Origin of the sequence: Kitasatospora sp. NPDC086791, assembly GCF_040685975.1 — a bacterium.
In the GTDB taxonomy this organism is placed as follows: Bacteria; Actinomycetota; Actinomycetes; order Streptomycetales; family Streptomycetaceae; genus Kitasatospora.
Map to the genome: position 1 here is coordinate 36,280 of NZ_JBFBOC010000010.1, position 18,325 is coordinate 54,604.

Annotated in this window: 13 protein-coding genes and 1 riboswitch; of the genes, 11 read left to right on the forward strand and 2 right to left on the reverse strand. The window is 73.6% G+C overall.

Going from position 1 to position 18,325, the window contains the following annotated elements; all coding sequences use genetic code 11:
- Positions 1–163: 163 nt before the first annotated feature.
- The 8 genes from AB0Q99_RS16255 (at position 164) to AB0Q99_RS16290 (ending at position 9,797) form a co-directional block, all read left to right on the forward strand.
- On the forward strand, positions 164–1,084 hold the full coding sequence (locus AB0Q99_RS16255; RefSeq protein ID WP_363572171.1) for a TetR family transcriptional regulator: 921 nt from the start codon (positions 164–166) through the stop codon (positions 1,082–1,084).
- Positions 1,085–1,462: 378 nt separating this feature from the next.
- Positions 1,463–2,800 carry a crotonyl-CoA carboxylase/reductase gene (gene ccrA, locus AB0Q99_RS16260; protein ID WP_363572173.1) on the forward strand — a complete coding sequence of 446 codons (1,338 nt, stop codon included), beginning with the start codon at positions 1,463–1,465 and terminating at the stop codon, positions 2,798–2,800.
- A gap of 10 nt (positions 2,801–2,810) precedes the next feature.
- A complete protein-coding gene (locus AB0Q99_RS16265) occupies positions 2,811–4,841 on the forward strand; it encodes a protein meaA (protein ID WP_363572175.1) in 2,031 nt (676 codons plus the stop codon).
- Positions 4,842–4,884: 43 nt separating this feature from the next.
- On the forward strand, positions 4,885–5,862 hold the full coding sequence (locus AB0Q99_RS16270; protein ID WP_363572177.1) for a CoA ester lyase: 978 nt from the start codon (positions 4,885–4,887) through the stop codon (positions 5,860–5,862).
- An 11-nt stretch (positions 5,863–5,873) separates the two neighbouring features.
- Complete coding sequence (locus tag AB0Q99_RS16275) at positions 5,874–6,377, forward strand: MaoC family dehydratase (RefSeq protein ID WP_363572179.1); 504 nt, start codon at positions 5,874–5,876, stop codon at positions 6,375–6,377.
- A gap of 164 nt (positions 6,378–6,541) precedes the next feature.
- Positions 6,542–7,750, forward strand: coding sequence for an acyl-CoA dehydrogenase family protein (locus AB0Q99_RS16280; protein ID WP_363572181.1), 1,209 nt, complete (start codon positions 6,542–6,544; stop codon positions 7,748–7,750).
- A 489-nt stretch (positions 7,751–8,239) separates the two neighbouring features.
- On the forward strand, positions 8,240–8,932 hold the full coding sequence (locus AB0Q99_RS16285; RefSeq protein WP_363572183.1) for a phosphatidylserine decarboxylase: 693 nt from the start codon (positions 8,240–8,242) through the stop codon (positions 8,930–8,932).
- Positions 8,933–8,972: 40 nt separating this feature from the next.
- Positions 8,973–9,797 carry a CDP-alcohol phosphatidyltransferase family protein gene (locus AB0Q99_RS16290; RefSeq protein WP_051710986.1) on the forward strand — a complete coding sequence of 275 codons (825 nt, stop codon included), beginning with the start codon at positions 8,973–8,975 and terminating at the stop codon, positions 9,795–9,797.
- Positions 9,798–9,948: 151 nt separating this feature from the next.
- Here AB0Q99_RS16290 and AB0Q99_RS16295 read toward each other — a convergent pair whose 3' ends face one another.
- On the reverse strand, positions 9,949–11,274 hold the full coding sequence (locus AB0Q99_RS16295; RefSeq protein WP_363572185.1) for a hypothetical protein: 1,326 nt from the start codon (positions 11,272–11,274) through the stop codon (positions 9,949–9,951).
- A 605-nt stretch (positions 11,275–11,879) separates the two neighbouring features.
- Entirely contained in the window at positions 11,880–12,992 is a 1,113-nt protein-coding gene (locus AB0Q99_RS16300; protein WP_363572187.1) for a prolyl oligopeptidase family serine peptidase, read from the reverse strand.
- 311 nt (positions 12,993–13,303) lie between these two features.
- A riboswitch (cobalamin riboswitch) is annotated at positions 13,304–13,464 on the forward strand.
- Between the two features lie 182 nt (positions 13,465–13,646).
- Here AB0Q99_RS16300 and AB0Q99_RS16305 point away from each other — a divergent pair.
- The 3 genes from AB0Q99_RS16305 to AB0Q99_RS16315 are packed head-to-tail and all read left to right on the forward strand — an operon-like array spanning position 13,647 to position 18,324.
- Positions 13,647–14,633, forward strand: coding sequence for a cobalamin biosynthesis protein (locus AB0Q99_RS16305; protein WP_363572189.1), 987 nt, complete (start codon positions 13,647–13,649; stop codon positions 14,631–14,633).
- Positions 14,630–16,168 (forward strand): cobyric acid synthase, encoded by a 1,539-nt coding sequence (locus AB0Q99_RS16310; RefSeq protein ID WP_363572191.1) that lies wholly within the window; start codon positions 14,630–14,632, stop codon positions 16,166–16,168. The genes AB0Q99_RS16305 and AB0Q99_RS16310 overlap by 4 nt, the downstream gene beginning before the upstream one ends.
- Entirely contained in the window at positions 16,165–18,324 is a 2,160-nt protein-coding gene (locus AB0Q99_RS16315; protein ID WP_363572193.1) for a putative cobaltochelatase, read from the forward strand. The genes AB0Q99_RS16310 and AB0Q99_RS16315 overlap by 4 nt, the downstream gene beginning before the upstream one ends.
- Position 18,325 lies beyond the last annotated feature (1 nt).

Consider the following 18,325-nt stretch of genomic DNA (forward strand, 5'->3'; position numbering starts at 1 on the left):
CAACGGTGCGGCGCAGCACGGCGTCCCGCCCGGGACCAGGCCCGGCTGGAGCGCGGGGACGGTGTCCTCGCGCTGGCCCCGGCCGGCCGTGACCGGCCCGGTCGCGCCGGTGCGCCGGGGAAGGCCCGCGGCCGTGCCCCCGGGGCCGTGTAGCGTTCCGGACATGGATCGGGTTCAGTCAGCCTCCCCGCAGCACCGCGCCGGTTCGCCCGGCACCGCCCGGACGACCCCCTCGACCGGGGGCACCGGGCCGGAGGGCGGCCCGGGCAGCCGCCGGGCGGCGGCGCAGCGCCAGCAGATGCGTCAGGACCTGGCCACGGCCGCGATGGAGCTGTTCGCCTCGCAGGGCTACGAGGAGACCACGGTCGACCAGATCGCGGCCGCCGCCGGGGTCGCCCGGCGCACCTTCTTCCGGTACTTCCGGTCGAAGGAGGAGGCGATCTTCCCGGACCACGACGACACCCTGGTCCGGGTGGCCGACCTGCTGGCCAGCGCCGAGCCGGAGGAGCACCCGCTGGACGTGGTCTGCCGCGGCATCAAGGAGGTGCTGCGGATGTACGCCTCCACCCCGGGGGTGTCGGTCGCGCGGTACCAGCTGATCCGCCAGGTCCCGGCGCTGCGGGAGCGGGAGATCGCCGTGGTGGCCCGCTACGAGCGGCTGTTCACCCGGTACCTGCTGGGCCGGTTCGACACCGGCGAGTCCATCCCGTCCGGCTGGCAGCGCGGCGGCGAGGACGACCCGATGCTGGCCGAGGTGTCGGCGGCGGCGGTCGTCGCGGCGCACAACCACGTGCTGCGGCGCTGGCTGCGGGCCGGCGGCCGGGGGGACGTGGAGGCGCAGCTGGACCACTCCTTCGAGGTGATCCGGCGGACCTTCTGGGCGGCCAGCGCCCCGGGTGCCAGACGACGGGGGTCCGTTGTGGCACCCGGTGCCAGTGGGGCACCTGGGGACGTGGTGGCGGAGAGCGCACTGAGTGCCAGCCCCGGAGGTGAGGTACTCATCACAGTCGCTCGGACGGACGCCCCGCTGGACGTGGTGGTGGACAGCATCCGGGCCGCACTGAGCGGCGCCCGGGAGTCATAGGCCCAGCATTTACGCAGGTCAGAGCAGTATCGAAGGCCCGCGCCGATTCGTCGGCGCGGGCCTTCGACTTGCCTCCGCAACGCGCGTCACGCGCCGTTTCGGCCCGTTTCGAGCCCTCGGAATTCCTGACACCCGGTGTCTTTACGAGTGGCACAGGGTGCCACTACCTTGTTACCCACCAGTCGCGGCGCCGCGGCTCCCCACCCGGCGCGCCGTCGTCCGGTGTTCCCACACCCCGGGAGCAGTGCCAGCACGGCCCGGTCCACCCCGGGCGACCAGCCTGACCCACCCACCACCCATCTCAGCGAAGCCGGTGTCCGCTCCCGGCTCCCCCAGACGCCCTGTGACCCTCGCACAGGTACGCCTTCGGAGGCAGCCATGCAGGAAATCCTCGACGCGATCCTCAGCACCGACAGCACGTCGGCGGACTTCGCAGCGATCAAGCTCCCCGAGTCCTACCGGGCGGTGACGCTCCACAAGGACGAGGAGCAGATGTTCGCGGGCCTCGACAGCCGCGACAAGGACCCCCGCAAGTCCCTTCACCTCGACGAGGTCGCCCTGCCCGAGCTGGGCCCCGGCGAGGCCCTGGTCGCCGTCATGGCCAGCTCGGTGAACTACAACACCGTGTGGAGCTCGATCTTCGAGCCGGTCTCCACCTTCGGCTTCCTGGAGCGCTACGGCCGGCTGTCGCCGCTCACCAAGCGCCACGACCTGCCGTACCACGTCCTGGGCTCGGACCTGGCCGGCGTGGTGCTGCGCACCGGTGCCGGCGTCAACGCCTGGCAGCCCGGCGACGAGGTCGTCGCGCACTGCCTCTCGGTCGAGCTGGAGTCCCCGGACGGCCACAACGACACGATGATGGACCCGGAGCAGCGGATCTGGGGCTTCGAGACCAACTTCGGCGGCCTGGCCCAGATCGCGCTGGTGAAGACCAACCAGCTGCTGCCCAAGCCGAAGCACCTCACCTGGGAGGAGGCCGCCTCCCCCGGCCTGGTCAACTCCACCGCCTACCGCCAGCTGGTCTCGCGCAACGGCGCCGGAATGAAGCAGGGCGACAACGTGCTGATCTGGGGCGCCAGCGGCGGCCTCGGCTCGTACGCCACCCAGTACGCCCTGGCCGGCGGCGCCACCCCGATCTGCGTGGTCTCCAGCGAGGCCAAGGCGGACATCTGCCGCGCCATGGGCGCCGAGGCGATCATCGACCGCTCCGCCGAGGGCTACCGGTTCTGGAAGGACGAGAACAACCAGGACCCGCGCGAGTGGAAGCGCCTGGGTTCCAGGATCCGCGAGTTCACCGGCGGCGAGGACGTGGACATCGTCTTCGAGCACCCGGGCCGCGAGACCTTCGGCGCCTCGGTCTACGTCACCCGCAAGGGCGGCACCATCGTCACCTGCGCCTCCACCTCCGGCTTCATGCACCAGTACGACAACCGCTACCTGTGGATGTCGCTCAAGCGCATCGTCGGCTCGCACTTCGCCAACTACCGCGAGGCCTTCGAGGCCAACCGCCTGGTCGCCAAGGGCAAGATCCACCCGACCCTGTCCAAGGTCTACTCCCTGGAGGAGACCGGCCAGGCCGCCCTCGACGTGCACCGGAACAAGCACCAGGGCAAGGTCGGCGTGCTCTGCCTGGCCCCCGAGGAGGGCCTCGGCGTGCGCGACCGGGAGCTGCGCGAGAAGCACCTGCCCGCCATCAACCGCTTCCGGAACGTGTGAGACCGATCCGATGACCGAGCCCCAGAAGCGCGACCGGCCCTGGCTGATGCGCACCTACGCCGGCCACTCCACCGCGAGCGACTCCAACGCGCTCTACCGGCGGAACCTGGCGAAGGGTCAGACCGGTCTGTCCGTCGCCTTCGACCTGCCGACCCAGACCGGCTACGACTCCGACCACATCCTCGCCCGCGGCGAGGTGGGCCGGGTCGGCGTCCCGGTCGGCCACGTCGGCGACATGCGCACCCTGTTCGACGGCATCCCGCTCGAACAGACCAACACCTCCATGACGATCAACGCCACCGCGATGTGGCTGCTGGCGCTCTACCAGGTGGTCGCCGAGGAGCAGGGCGCCGACGTCGCCAAGCTCACCGGCACCACCCAGAACGACATCGTCAAGGAGTACCTGTCGCGCGGGACGCACGTCTTCCCGCCCGGCCCGTCGGTGCGGCTGATCACCGACATGATCGCCTACACGGTCGGCAACATCCCCAAGTGGAACCCGATCAACATCTGCAGCTACCACCTGCAGGAGGCCGGGGCCACGCCCGTCCAGGAGATCGCCTACGCGATGTGCACCGCCATCTCGGTGCTCGACGCCGTCCGCGACTCCGGCCAGGTGCCCGCCGAGCGGATGGGCGACGTGGTCGCCCGGATCTCCTTCTTCGTGAACGCCGGCGTGCGCTTCGTCGAGGAGATGTGCAAGATGCGCGCCTTCGCCCGGCTCTGGGAGAAGGTCACCCTGGAGCGCTACGGCGTGACGGACCCGAAGCAGCGCCGCTTCCGCTACGGCGTCCAGGTCAACTCCCTCGGCCTGACCGAGGCCCAGCCGGAGAACAACGTCCAGCGGATCGTCCTGGAGATGCTGGCCGTCACCCTCTCCAAGGACGCCCGCGCCCGCGCCGTCCAGCTGCCCGCCTGGAACGAGGCGCTCGGCCTGCCCCGCCCGTGGGACCAGCAGTGGTCGCTGCGGATCCAGCAGGTGCTGGCGTACGAGTCGGACCTGCTGGAGTACGGCGACCTCTTCAACGGCTCCGAGGTGATCGAGGCCAAGACCGCCGCGCTGCTGGCCGGCGCGGAGGCGGAGATCGCCAAGGTGCTGGAGATGGGCGGGGTGATCCCGGCCGTCGAGTCCGGCTACCTGAAGTCCAACCTGGTCTCCTCGCACGCCGCCCGCCGGGCCCGGATCGAGTCCGGCGAGGACAAGATCGTCGGGGTCAACTGCTTCGACACCACCGAGCCGAGCCCGCTCACCGCCGACCTCGACACCGCGATCATGGTGGTCGACCCGGCCTCCGAGCGCTCCGTGCTCGCCGCCCTGGAGGCCTGGCGCGGACAGCGCGACGAGGCCGCCGCCCAGGAGGCGCTGGCCGAGCTCAAGACCGTCGCCGCCACCGCGGCCAACCTGATGCCGGCCACGCTCGCCTGCGCCCGGGCCGGCGTCACCACCGGCGAGTGGTCCTTCGCCCTGCGCGAGGTCTTCGGCGAGTACCGCGCCCCCACCGGCGTCGGCGGCGCACCCGTCGCGGTCGCCGCCGAGCCCGGCGGGGAGCTGGAGCAGGTCCGCGCCGCGGTCGCCGCGACCGCCGCGGAGCTGGGGGCCGGCAAGCTGCGCCTGCTGGTCGGCAAGCCCGGCCTGGACGGGCACTCCAACGGCGCCGAGCAGATCGCCGTCCGGGCCCGCGACGCCGGGTTCGAGGTGGTCTACCAGGGGATCCGGCTGACCCCGGAACAGATCGTCTCCGCGGCCGTCGCGGAGGACGTCCACTGCGTGGGCCTGTCGATCCTCTCCGGCGCGCACTGCGAGCTGGTGCCCGACGTCCTCGAGCGCCTGGACCGCGCCGGGGTGCAGGATGTCCCGGTGATCGTGGGTGGCATCATCCCGGCAGCGGACGGCGAGGCCCTCAAGGCCGCCGGCGTCGCCGCCGTGTTCACCCCGAAGGACTTCGGCATCACCACCATCATCGGCCGGATCGTGGACGAGATCCGGCTGGCCAACAAGCTCCAGCCGTGGACGCCCGCACCGACCGCGGCCACGAACTGACCAGCTGACCAGCTGACCACTGGGAAGGGACCGAACCACCCTCATGAGCAACTCTCAGCCCGCCGGCGTCAACCGCCTGCGCCCGCGCCGCTCCTGCCTCGCCGTACCGGGCAGCAACCCGCGCTTCCTGGAGAAGGCCCAGGGCCTCCCGGCCGACCAGGTCTTCCTCGACCTGGAGGACGCCTGCGCCCCGCTGGTCAAGGAGAGCGCCCGCCACACCATCGTCGACGCCCTGAACAACGGCGACTGGGGCACCAAGACCAAGGTCGTCCGGGTCAACGACTGGACCACCCACTGGACCTACCGCGACGTGATCACCGTGGTCGAGGGCGCCGGCCCCAACCTCGACTGCATCATGCTGCCCAAGGTCCAGGACGCCGAGCAGGTCAGGGCGCTCGACCTGCTGCTCACCCAGATCGAGAAGACCATGGGCTTCGAGGTCGGCAAGATCGGCATCGAGGCGCAGATCGAGAACGCCAAGGGCCTGATCAACGTCGATGCCATCGCCGAGGCCTCGCCCCGGCTGGAGACCATCATCTTCGGCCCCGCCGACTTCATGGCCTCCATCAACATGAAGTCCCTGGTCGTCGGCGAGCAGCCGCCCGGCTACCCGGCCGACGCCTACCACTACATCCTGATGCGCATCCTGATGGCCGCCCGCGCCAACGACCTGCAGGCGATCGACGGCCCGTACCTGCAGATCCGCAACCAGGAGGGCTACCGCGAGGTCGCCGGCCGCTCCGCCGCCCTCGGCTTCGACGGCAAGTGGGTGCTCCACCCGGACCAGGTCGCCGCCGCGAACGAGATCTACTCGCCCTCCCAGGAGGACTACGACCACGCCGAGCTGATCCTCGACGCGTACGACTACTGCACCTCCGAGGCGGGCGGCGCCAAGGGCTCCGCGATGCTCGGCGACGAGATGATCGACGAGGCCAGCCGCAAGATGGCCCTGGTCATCGCCGGCAAGGGCCGGGCCGCGGGCATGGAGCGCACCACCAAGTTCGAGATCCCGGAAAGCTGAGGGCCTGAGCGATGCAGTTCGGACGCACCTACGAGGAGTTCGAGGTCGGCGCGGTCTACAAGCACTGGCCCGGCAAGACCGTCACCGAGTACGACGACCACCTCTTCTGCCTGCTCACCATGAACCACCACCCGCTCCACATGGACACCAACTATGCGGAGAACACGACGGACTTCGGCAAGAACGTCGTGGTGGGCAACTACATCTACTCGCTGCTGCTCGGCATGTCCGTCCCGGACGTCTCCGGCAAGGCGATCGCCAACCTGGAGATCGAGTCGCTGCGCCACGTCGCGCCGACCTTCCACGGCGACACCATCTACGGCGAGACCACCGTGCTCGACAAGTGGCCGTCCAAGTCCAAGGACGACCGCGGCATCGTCCACGTCGAGACCAAGGGGTACAAGCAGGACGGCACCGTCGTCTGCGTCTTCCGCCGCAAGGTGATGGTGCCGACCGAGACGTACATCAAGGAGCGCGGCGGCGAGCAGCCCGGCCGCCCGACCCCGCTCTCCTGATCGCTCTCCCGATCCCTCCCCTCCCGATGGAGACCCCGGACGGGGCAGGCCGCCGTCATCGGCCGGCCCCCACCCGGTAACGGGGGCCCTGCTGCCGCAGCCACGCCGGCAGGGCCCCCGCAATCCCCCCCCCCCGCCCTCTTAGACCTTTCCGGAGCCGCACGATGGGACGCCTCGCACAGACCGACGGCCTCACCGAGATCCAGCGGGACATCCTCGCCACCGTGCGGGATTTCGTCGACAAGGAGATCATTCCGGTCGCGACCGAGCTGGAGCACAAGGACGAGTACCCGACCGCCATCGTCGAGGGCATGAAGCAGCTCGGCCTCTTCGGCCTGACCATCCCCGAGGAGTTCGGCGGCCTCGGCGAGTCGCTGCTCACCTACGCCCTGGTGGTCGAGGAGATCGCCCGCGGCTGGATGTCGGTCTCCGGCATCGTCAACACCCACTTCATCGTGGCGCACATGATCAACGCCCACGGCACCCAGGAGCAGAAGGACTACTTCCTGCCGAAGATGGCCGCCGGCGAGATCCGCGGCGCCTTCTCGATGTCCGAGCCCGGCCTCGGCTCCGACGTCTCGGCCATCTCCACCAAGGCGGTCAAGGACGACGGGGGGGAGTTCTACGTCCTCAACGGCCAGAAGATGTGGCTCACCAACGGCGGCACCTCCACCCTCGTCGCGGTCCTCTGCAAGACCGACGAGGGCGGCAGCTCCCCGTACAAGAACATGACCACCTTCCTGATCGAGAAGGCGGCCGGTTTCGGCCCGAACCCCGAGGTCCCCGGCCTGACCGTGCCCGGCAAGATCGAGAAGATGGGCTACAAGGGCGTCGACACCACCGAGCTGGTGCTGCAGGACGTCCGGATCCCGGCCGACCGGATCCTCGGCGGCGTCCCGGGCCGCGGCTTCTACCAGATGATGGACGGTGTCGAGGTCGGCCGCGTGAACGTCGCCGCCCGCGGCTGCGGCGTCGCCCGCCGCGCCTTCGAGCTGGGCATCTCCTACGCCCAGCAGCGCTCCACCTTCGGCAAGAAGATCGCCGAGCACCAGGCCATCCAGTTCAAGCTCGCCGAGATGGCCACCAAGGTCGAGGCCGCCCACCAGATGATGGTCATGGCCGCCCGCAAGAAGGACGGCGGCGAGCGCAACGACCTCGAAGCCGGCATGGCCAAGTACCTCGCCTCCGAGTACTGCAAGGAGGTCGTCGAGGACGCCTTCCGCATCCACGGCGGCTACGGCTTCTCCAAGGAGTACGAGATCGAGCGCCTCTACCGCGAGGCCCCGATGCTGCTCATCGGTGAAGGTACTGCGGAGATCCAGAAGATGATCGTCGGACGCCGGCTCCTGGAGGAGTACCGGATCGCCGAGTGATCCCCGGGACTCCCGCCGGCGGACCGCGCCGCCGGGAGTCCCCCTCGAACCGCCGGTCGACGGGCGTGCGGGCCCGTCCCGGCGGAGCGCCGTGCCCCGTCACGGGCCCGGCCTGGTCCGCCTGGGTCCGGCACGGCCCTCCGGAAGCGGCCGCAGGGCGTACAGCTGCGACAACGCGCCCTGCGGCCGCTTCCGCACACCCGCTTCACGCCGTCACGGCCGTTTCCCCGGTGGGGCTCCGTCGGCGTAACGGTTGAGACAAGTCTCACCAGCGCTGTCGGGTCCCTTGGGAACCGGACCGGGGCGAGCTACGGTCGTAGAGGCGGGACGCGCACACGCGCTCCCACCGGACACATGAACGAGCAGGCGGGTTGCCCACCCACCGTGTGCTCCCGATAGCATCCACCGGGACAGCAAGCCGTCCCTCTATTACCGATCCCGCGGTGGCCCCCGTCCAGCGGCCATGATCCCCCGCGACAAAGGTCTTCGATGCCCATCAGCCCGTCCCCTCACCACTCCGTCACGGACCGCGATGCCCTCGCACCCACGACGGCCGGTCGGCGACCCCGTGTGACCATCGCGCGCGGAGCCACCCCCTGGTTCGTCCCCACCCTCGCCACGGCCGCCGTGACCACCGCGCTCACCCGGCGCAGCGGCAAGTGGGCCCTGGCGGCGGTACCGGCCTGTGCGCTCAGCGCGGGCATGCTGTGGTTCTTCCGCGACCCCGAGCGTGAGATCGGCACGGGCAGAGTGATCTCCCCCGCCGACGGCGTGGTGCAGAGCATCGACGCCTGGCCGGACGGCCGCACCCGGGTCGCGATCTTCATGAACCCGCTCAACGTCCACGTCAACCGCGCGCCCCTGCCGGGCACGGTGACGTCGGTCGAGCACGTCGCGGGCGGCTTCGTCCCCGCGTTCAACAAGGACAGCGACCAGAACGAGCGGGTCGTCTGGCACTTCGACACCGAGCTCGGCGACATCGAGATGGTCCAGATCGCGGGGGCCGTGGCCCGCCGCATCGTGCCGTACGTGGCCGCCGGAACCAAGGTCGAGCAGGGCGACCGGATCGGCTTGATCCGATTCGGATCCCGGGTCGACACCTACCTGCCGGCCGGCGTCGAGGTCGGCGTCGAGGTCGGCCAGAAGACCACAGCCGGGGTGACGCGCCTTGACCGTGACTGATCCTGAGACAATCGTCGGCCTGGACGACGAGGAGACGGCCCTGCGCCGCCGCCGCTGGGCGCGCGACCGCGAGCTGCGCGCCCCGCGCTCTCCCCAGCACCTGTCCACCGCCGACTTCCTGACCCTGGGGAACGCCGTCTGCGGCTTCCTGGCGATCTACTCGATCACCACCGGGGTCCTCGTCCCGCACATCACCAACCCGGACGCCGCTCCGGACCGGCACAGCGCCGCCACCGCGGTCACACTGCTGCTGATCGGCTCGATGTGCGACCTCTTCGACGGCCTCGTGGCGCGCAAGCTGCGCTCCTCCGCCCTCGGAGCCGAACTGGACAACCTGGCGGACCTGATCAGCTTCGGCATCGCGCCGGCCTACTTCGTCGCGGTCTGGGGCATGGTCTCCCAGGGCTCCAACAGCAAGCTGTCGGCGCTCATCGCGATCACCGTGCTGCTCGCGGTCGTGCTGCGGCTGGCCCGCTTCTCGGCCGTCAAGATGCGACCCGGGGTGTTCCAGGGCATGCCCTGCCCGATGGGCGCGATGACGGTCATCGCCATCGTGCTGCTCGACCCGCCGTTCCTGCCCGGTCTGCTCGCCATCTTCGGCGCCGCGTACCTGATGGTCAGCCGGATCGAGTACCCGAAGCCGCAGGGGCTGCTGGCCACCGCCACGCTCTGCTGGATCGTGGTCTCCATCGGCTGCCTGGCCGCCTGGGCCACCGGCCTGCCGGGCGGCGACGCGCTGATGCACGTCGGTGCCTTCGCCCAGATCACGCTCGCGGCGATGGCGCCACTGCTGGTCATCCGCCGCAAGGTGGGCCAGAAGGTCGGCGACGTCCGCGCCCGCCGGGCGGAGTCGCGGCTCGGCTGAGGACGCCCGTACGCCGTACACGACGGAGGGCCCGGAACCGATGATCGGTTCCGGGCCCTCCGTCGTGCGCCGTGCGCGTCGTGTGCGGGCGCGCGTCGTGTGCCGTGCGCGTCGGACTCCCGGTTCCGCGCGGAGCCGCGGCCGCCGGTGGCTACGCGCCGCCGGTGTGGACGCTGAAGGCCGAGCGGCGGGCCGCCCGGGCCACCGCTGGATCCGGGTGCACCCCGGAGACCGCCGTCAGCACCGAGGCCGCCCGCGGGTGCCCGGACTGCCGGGCCCGGGCGAACAGCCGCACCGGGTCGCCGGCCGAGGCGCCCTCCACGTGGCCCACCAGCAGCTCCGTCTCGCCGTGGTCGAGCACCGCCGCCGCCGTGTCCACCCAGAGCCAGGCCGCGTCGTCCGCGCCCAGCACGTCCGCCGGGGAGACCCCCTCGTCCGCGCGCTCCGCCAGCCACAGCAGCGCGTACGGGCGCAGCACCGGCTCGTCCACCGCAGCCCGCACCGCCTGCTCGGCCGGTCCGCCGGCCACCCGCAGCGCCTCGAAGGCCAGCCCGCGCACCAGCGCGTCGTCGCCCTGCGCCGCGTCCAGCAGCTCGGCCACCGCCCGGTCCGCCGGACGGGCCGCGACCCAGGCGCGGTACTCGGCGCGGGCCGGGCCCGGCGAGTAGTCCGCGCAGGCGTTCAGCAGCTCGAAGGCGCTCTGCTCGATGTGCCCGGCCGCGGTCTGGGCGACCGTGCAGATCTCCTCCAGCTTCGCCCGCACCGCCCAGTGGCCGAGCGGCGAGAGCTCCGCGGCGTCGTTCCTGCGGGTCAGGGCGCCCACCGCGGCGAGGCCGTCCAGCATCCAGTCCAGCACGGCGGCCACGTCCGAGGGCGCGGCCGGGGTGTCGATCTGCGGCTCCCGGCAGGTGCCGCGGACCGCCGACACCGCCGAGGCGGCGTGCGGCACCGGCGACAGGCCCGGACCGCCGGCCCCGCCGCCGACCCGGCGCTCGTCCAAGCCGCGGCGCAGCAGCTCCAGCAGCTCGCTCTCGGCGACCGGGCCGTCCACCAGGTGCAGGAAGGAGAGCAGCTGCGGGGCCTGGTCCACGGCCTGCCCGGCCAGCACGGCGAACACCCCGCGCAGCGCGGCGGGCGGCACCGGGGCAAGCAGCGTCCAGGCGTCGAACAGGGCCGACCAGCCGCGCACCACGGCCTCGTCGTCGTGCTCCCAGGCGTGCAGGCGCCAGCCCGGGCCGGCCCCGGTGTCCCGGGCCTCCACCAGGCCGGACAGGAGCGCCTGCCCCCAGGCCTTGGTGGCGGCGCCGAGCGTCATGGCCAGCGCGCGGCCGGCCGCCCGGGCGTCCTCCGGCAGCAGTTCGCCGCGCTTGTCGACCTCCTCCAGCTCGCCGGCCCAGCGGGCGATCCGGACGGCGTCCACCAGCATCCGGCGGGCCAGCGGCGCCAGCTCGGCCGGCGCGGGGAAGCCCTCGGGCACCGGAACCCGGCCCCGCCCGGGCGCCGGAGCGGGCCCTCGTCGTCGGGGTACGCCGTTACGGGGTACAGCCGCCCCGCTCGGCCTGCCACCGGCTGGCCGGTGGGCCGTACCGGGGAGACGGGTCACCGTCGCACCGGTACCGATCGGAGGCGGGAGCGGGGCATCACGGTCGCGCGGATTCCGAGACGTCACGTCGAGCAGTCTTCCCCTTGTACCGGCCTTCTGTCACATCCGGTTGTCCGTACGACCGGACGACCGGTGGCGGCACCTCCGCAAGATCGGGCAACAGAGGCAAACCGCCTGGCCGGAAACGTGTGGCCTGCTCATGCCAGGTGAGCCGGAGCGGTCGCTGGGGCCGTTCGAGCGGCTACGGAACGTGAGGAAGCGGGGTGGCGGCCGGGGCCACATGGTGCCCCTGACTGGAGCTCAGCCGCCGCGGGCGGCCTCGGTGCCGTCGGCGTCCGGGGGGACTGTCCAGCCCGGATCCGGACGGATGGCGGGCGGGCCGAGCCGGTCCCGGGGAGCCGGACGTCGGCGGGGCCGACTTCCGGTGCCTGTGGCGGGGCGGGCCTGGACGGCAGAGAAGGGGGGAACGAGCCCGGGCGTCAGAGGAGGGGGGTGAGCCAGCGGCGGAGGAGTTCGGTGTAGCGGTCGGGGTCGGAGTTCCAGAGGGTGCCGTGGTCCGCGCCCGGGAACACCTGGAGGTTGACCACGTCGGGGCGGGCGGCGGCGAGGCGTTCGGCGCTGCGGAACGGCGAGACCCGGTCGGCGGGACTGTGCAGGAGGAGGGTGGGGACGCGCAGGTCGGCGCCCTCGGCGAGGCGGGAGAAGTCGGCGAGGTCGATGCCGGTGCGGCCCCGGGCGGCGAGCGCCCCGAGGTCGGCGGCGGTGCCGCGGAAGCCCAGGCGTTCGGCGTCGCGGCGGGCGGCGGCCGGCAGGTCGAGGACCGGCGAGTCGAGGATCAGGCCGCTGACGGCGTGGGATCGGTCGGAGCGGGCCGCGGTCCGCAGGACCGTCGTGGCGCCGACCGACCAGCCGTAGAGGATCACCCGGCTCGCGCCGGTGTCGAGCGCCAGCCGGACCGCCGCCTCGACGTCGCGCCACTCGGTCTCGCCGAAGTGGCTGTACCCGTCCGGGGAGGCGGGGGCGCCCTCGTCGCCGCGGTAGGTGACGGCCAGGGCGGGCAGGGTGAGGCGGTCGAGGACGGGCAGCACCGGGAGGGTCTGCTGGCGGTCCGCCTCCGGGCCGTGCACCAGGATCACCCAGGTGCCGCGTTTGCCGTCCAGGTACCAGGCGGGGAGGGCGCCGAGCTCGCCGTCCGCGGCGGTCTCGGTGTAGGCGAGGCCGAGGGCCCGGGTGGGGTCGCCGAGGTGGACGCGGGGGGTGAAACGGACCGCGGTGCCGGGAGCGAGGGTGCCCCGGTCGGCGCGGACCAGCCGACGGGTGACGCCCTGCTCGTCGCTGTGCAGGACCTCCTCGACGACGGCGTGACCGCCGTCCTCCCACTCGACCGCCCAGCGACCGGGGTTCAGGCTCTCGGGGCTGCTGGTGAAGGTGATCCACCCGGCGCCGAGACTGCGGACCAGGACCGGCCCGGACTCCTGGACGACGGTCACCGGACGGACCATCCGCTCGGAGGCCCGGCGGCCGATCACCAGGACGGCGGCACCGGCTCCGACGGCGGCGGCCGCCACGACGGCAGCGGTTCCCCAGCGCATATCGTTCCCCGCTCTGTTGGTCTCGGACCGGACGGTGGTCGTACACCAGTCCACCGGCGCCCCGCCCGCCCGGCCACCGGGCTGGCCCGTCCGGGTCACCCTCCCCGCGGCGCGTGCCACCGCGCGGCGGGGGCGGACCGGGGCGCGGCCCCGGCGCCCGGACGCACGGAGCGGCCGGGCGCCGGGGCGGTGCCGCGCCGGGTGACCCCACGGGCCGTCAGCCGGTGTCGCGTGTGACCAACCCCTCCGTGACCTCGGTTGACTCCCGGTTCGGCCGCGTGATGGGATCCTGGGGCCAATCGGAGGCATGGAGAGGAAGCCGGTGCGAGTCCGGCGCGGTCCCGCCACTGTCACCGGGGAGCACACTCGGAATTCCCTCCTTGCCCGCCGACGGCCGGGAGGGGCCACGGCGGGCCGTCAGAAGCCGCTGGAAGGCTCCGGAGGTGCGTCCGACCCGGAAGCCAGGAGACTCTCGCCCCCGCTACGTCGATCCAGGGCGCGGACCCTGAGTGAGGACACGCACGCGATGCAGGCTGCCCCGCCCCGCCGGACCCCGAGCGGCCGTCCCGTGCACGGCCTTCCGGCGCACGCTCTGCCCGGGCCCGGCCTTCCGGCGCGGAGCCTTCCGGCACTCCGCCTCCTGACGTGCGGCCGATGACCCACCGCGCCCTGACCGGGCGTCCGCTCGCCCGCGCCGCCTGGTTCGCGCTGGGCGCCGTCGCGGGCCACGCCGCCGACGCCCGCTACGGCGATCCGCGCCGGGGCCACCCGGTGGCCGCCTTCGGCAGTGCCGCGACCCGGCTGGAGCGGCGGCTGTGGCGCGACGACCGGGCCGCCGGGGCCGGGTACACGGCGCTGTGCGTGGGCGCGGTCGCGGCGGGCGCGCTCGCCCTGGACCGTACGGTGGGCCGGCGCCCGCTGGGCCGGGCGGCGCTGGCGGCGGCCGCGACCTGGACGGTGCTCGGCGGCACCTCGCTGACCCGGGAGGCCCGTACCGTCGGCCGCGCGCTGAAGGACGGCGACCTGCGGGCCGCGCGGGAACGGCTGCCGCACCTGTGCGGGCGGGACCCGAGCGCGCTGGACGAGCAGCAGATCGCCCGCGCGGTGGTCGAGTCGGTGGCCGAGAACACCGCCGACGCCGTGGTGAACGCGCTGACCTGGGGCGCCCTCGCGGGCACGCCCGGGCTGCTGGCCTTCCGCGCGGTGAACACCCTGGACGCCATGGTGGGCCACCGCTCACCGCGCCACCTCCGGTTCGGCTGGGCCTCGGCCCGGCTGGACGACCTGGCCGGCTGGCCGGGCGCCCGGCTCACGGCGCTGCTGACGGTCGCCGCCGCCCCGCAGCCCCGGACGGCCTGGCGGGTCTGGCGGCGCGACGGCTCCGCGCACCCGAGTCCGAACGCGGGTCAGGCGGAGTCGGCGTTCGCCGGCGCCGTCGGCGTGCGGCTGGGCGGAACGCTGCGGTACGGCGAACGCGTGGAGCACCGGCCGGTGCTGGGCGCGGAGCTGCGGCCGGTGACGGTGGACGACATCGAGCGGGCCTGCGCACTCTCCCGGCGGGTGGGTGCGCTGGCGCTGGGTACGACGGTCGCGGGGCACGTCCTGCTGCGCGCGCTCCTGGGGAAGAGGGGAAGGGCATGACGAACGCGCTGCTGGTCGCGGGGACGACCTCGGACGCGGGCAAGAGCGTGGTGACGGCCGGCATCTGCCGCTGGCTGGCCCGTCAAGGGGTCCGGGTCGCGCCGTTCAAGGCGCAGAACATGTCGCTGAACTCCTTCGTCACCGCGGACGGCGCCGAGATCGGCCGCGCGCAGGCGATGCAGGCGCAGGCCGCCCGGGTCGAGCCGGAGGCGGCGATGAACCCGGTGCTGCTGAAGCCCGGCGCGGACGGCCGCAGCCAGGTGGTGCTGCTGGGCCGGCCGGTCGCCGAGGTGGGCGCGCTGGACTACCGCGAGCGCAAGCCCGTCCTGCTGGAGCGGGCCCTGGAGTGCCTGGCCGATCTGCGCCGCCGCTACGAGGTGGTCGTCTGCGAGGGCGCCGGCTCGCCCGCCGAGATCAACCTGCGCGACCGCGACATCGCCAACATGGGCCTGGCGACGGCCGCCGGGCTGCCGGTGGTGGTCGTCGGGGACATCGACCGCGGCGGCGTGTTCGCGGCGATGTACGGGACGCTGGCGCTGCTGTCGGCGGAGGACCAGCGGCACGTGGCGGGCTGGTTCGTCAACAAGTTCCGCGGCGACGCGCGGCTGCTGGCGCCCGGGCTGGAGATGCTGCACGGGCTGACCGGCCGTCCGGTGCTGGGCACCCTGCCGATGCTGCCCGGGCTCTGGCTGGACGCCGAGGACTCGCTGGACCTGTCGACCGTGGTGGACCGGGTGGACGGGCGCGGGCCGCTCGGCGCGGACGTGCTGCGGGTCGCCGTGGTGCGCTTCCCCCGGCTGTCCAACTTCACCGACCTGGACGCGCTGGCGCAGGAACCGGGCGTGCTGGTGCGCTGGGCCACCCGGCCGGAGGAACTGGCCGACGCCGACCTGGTGGTGCTGCCCGGGACCCGGGCCACCGTGGCGGACCTCGCCTGGCTGCGCGAGCGCGGCCTGGAGCCGGCGCTGAAGGCGCGGGCGGCCGCCGGACTGCCGGTCCTCGGGGTGTGCGGCGGCTACCAGATGCTGGCGCGCGGGATCGTCGACGAGGTGGAGTCCAGGGCGGGCGCCGTCGAGGGGCTCGGCCTGCTGCCGACGCAGGTGCGCTTCGGCACCGGGAAGGTGCTGGCGCGGCCGGTCGGCGAGGCCGCCGGGCACCGGGTCGAGGGCTACGAGATCCACCACGGGGTGGTGACCGTGGAGGGCGGGGAGCCGTTCGTCTCCGACGGCCGGGGGCAGGGCCTGGACGGCTGCCGGGTCGGCCCGGTCTGGGGCACGACCTGGCACGGAGTGCTGGAGAACGACGGCTTCCGCCGTGAACTCCTGCGCGAGGTCGCCGAGTTGTCCGGCCGGGCGTTCGTCCCGGCGCCGGACACCTCGTTCGCCGCGGCGCGCGAGGCCCGGCTGGACCGGCTGGGCGACCTGATCGAGGAGCACGCGGACACCGACGCGCTGTGGAAGCTGATCGAGGGCGGGGTGCCGGCGGCCGGATCGCTGCCGTTCCTGGCGCCCGGGGCACCTGGGAGTGACGCATGACTGAGGTCCGCTATCCGTTCACCGCGATCGTCGGCATGGCCGACCTGCGGCTCGGGCTGCTGCTGAACGCGGTCTCCCCGGCCGTGGGCGGCGTGCTGGTGCGCGGCGAGAAGGGCACCGCGAAGTCCACCATGGTGCGCGCGCTGGCCGGCCTGCTGCCGTCCATCGCCGCCGTGGACGGCTGCCGCTTCGCCTGCGACCCGTCCGCGCCCGACCCGCAGTGCCCGGACGGGCCGCACGAGGCGGCCGCCGGGAGCCACCAACGGCTCTCCCAGCTCGTCGAGTTGCCGGTCGGCGTGGCCGAGGACCGGATCGTCGGCTCGCTCGACCTGGAGCGCGCGCTGGCCGAGGGCGTCAAGGCGTACGAGCCCGGACTGCTCGCCAAGGCGCACCGCGGCGTGCTCTACATCGACGAGGTCAACCTCCTCCAGGACCACGTGGTGGACCTGCTGCTGGACGCCGCCGCGATGGGCCGCTCGTACGTCGAGCGCGAGGGCGTGTCGGTGCGGCACGCGGCCCGGTTCCTGCTGGTCGGCACGATGAACCCGGAGGAGGGCGAGCTGCGGCCGCAGCTGCTCGACCGGTTCGGCCTGACCGTCGAGATCGCCGCCACCCGCGACCCGGCCGAGCGCGCCGACGTGGTCCGGCGGCGCCTCGCGTACGACGCGGACCCGGCCGGCTTCGCCGCGCGGTTCGCCGAGGAGGAACGGGCGCTCGCCGAACGCATCACCGCCGCACGGGAGTTGCTGCCCAAGGTCGAGCTGACCGAACAGGCGCTGCGTCAGATCACCGCCGTGTGCGCCGCGTTCGAGGTGGACGGCCTGCGCGCGGACATCGTGATGGCCCGCACGGCCGTCGCGCTCGCCGCCTGGGACGGGCGCACCGAGGTGCTGGAGGAGGACGTCCGCAAGGCCGCGCAGCTGGCGCTGCCGCACCGGCGCCGCCGCAACCCCTTCGACGCGCCGGGGCTGGACGAGGAGCAGCTGGACCGGACACTGGCGGAGCACGCCCGGGAGGACGAGCCGGAGCCCGAGGACGACGGCCCGGGGCCGGAGGGCGGGCCGGACGGCGGCGGGCCCGAGGGCGGTCCGGACGGGGACGGCCCGGACGGCGGCGGTCCCGGAGGTGGGGCTCCCGAGCCGTCCGACGGCGGCGCCCCGGAGACGCCACAGGCCTCGGACTCCTCGCCGGCCCCGGACGCCTCGCAGACGTCCGGCCCGGACGGGGACGACCGGCCGCAGCAGCCCGTCCCGGCCCAACACCCCTCCCCCGCACGGGAGTCGACACCGGTCGCGGCCGGCGACCCGTACCGGACCAAGCTGTTCACCGTCCGCGGCACCGGCCACGGCGCCCAGGGCCGCCGCTCCCCCGCCGAGACCACCGGCGGGCACACCATCCGCGCCCGCCGCCCGCAGGGCGGCCTCGGCCGGCTGCACCTGACCGCGACCCTGCAGGCCGCCGCACCGCACCAGGTGGCGCGCGGGCGCGCCGGCCGGGCGCTGGTGCTGCAGAAGGACGACTTCCGCGAACAGGTCCGCCAGGGGCGGGAGTCCAACCTGGTGCTGTTCGTGGTCGACGCCTCGGGGTCGATGGCCGCCCGGCAGCGGATGACCGCCGTCAAGGGCGCCGTGCTGTCGCTGCTGATGGACGCCTACCAGCGGCGCGACAAGATCGGCATGATCACCTTCCGCGGCGCCGGCGCAGAGCTGGCGCTGCCGCCCACCTCCTCCGTCGAGGTCGGCGCGGCCCGGCTGGAGTCCCTGCCCACCGGCGGCCGGACCCCGCTGGCCGAGGGGCTGCTGCGCGCCCACGAGGTGCTGCGGGTCGAGCGGCTGCGCGACCCGAACCGCCGCCCGCTGCTGGTCGTGGTGACCGACGGCCGGGCCACCGGCGGGCGCGACGCGCTCGCCCGCTCGCACCGCGCGGCCGCGCTGTTCGCGGCGCAGGGCACGGCGAGTGTGGTGCTGGACTGCGAGTCCGGCCCGGTCCGGCTCGGCCTGGCCCGCACCCTGGCCGGGCAGCTCGGCGGCACCGCCGTCAGCCTGGACGAGCTGCGCGCCGAGGGCGTGGCCTCGCTCGTCCGTGAGAACCGCGGGGACAACCGCCCCGCGACCGTCCGCGCCAACCGCGCGACCACCCTGCGAAAGGCGGCCTGAA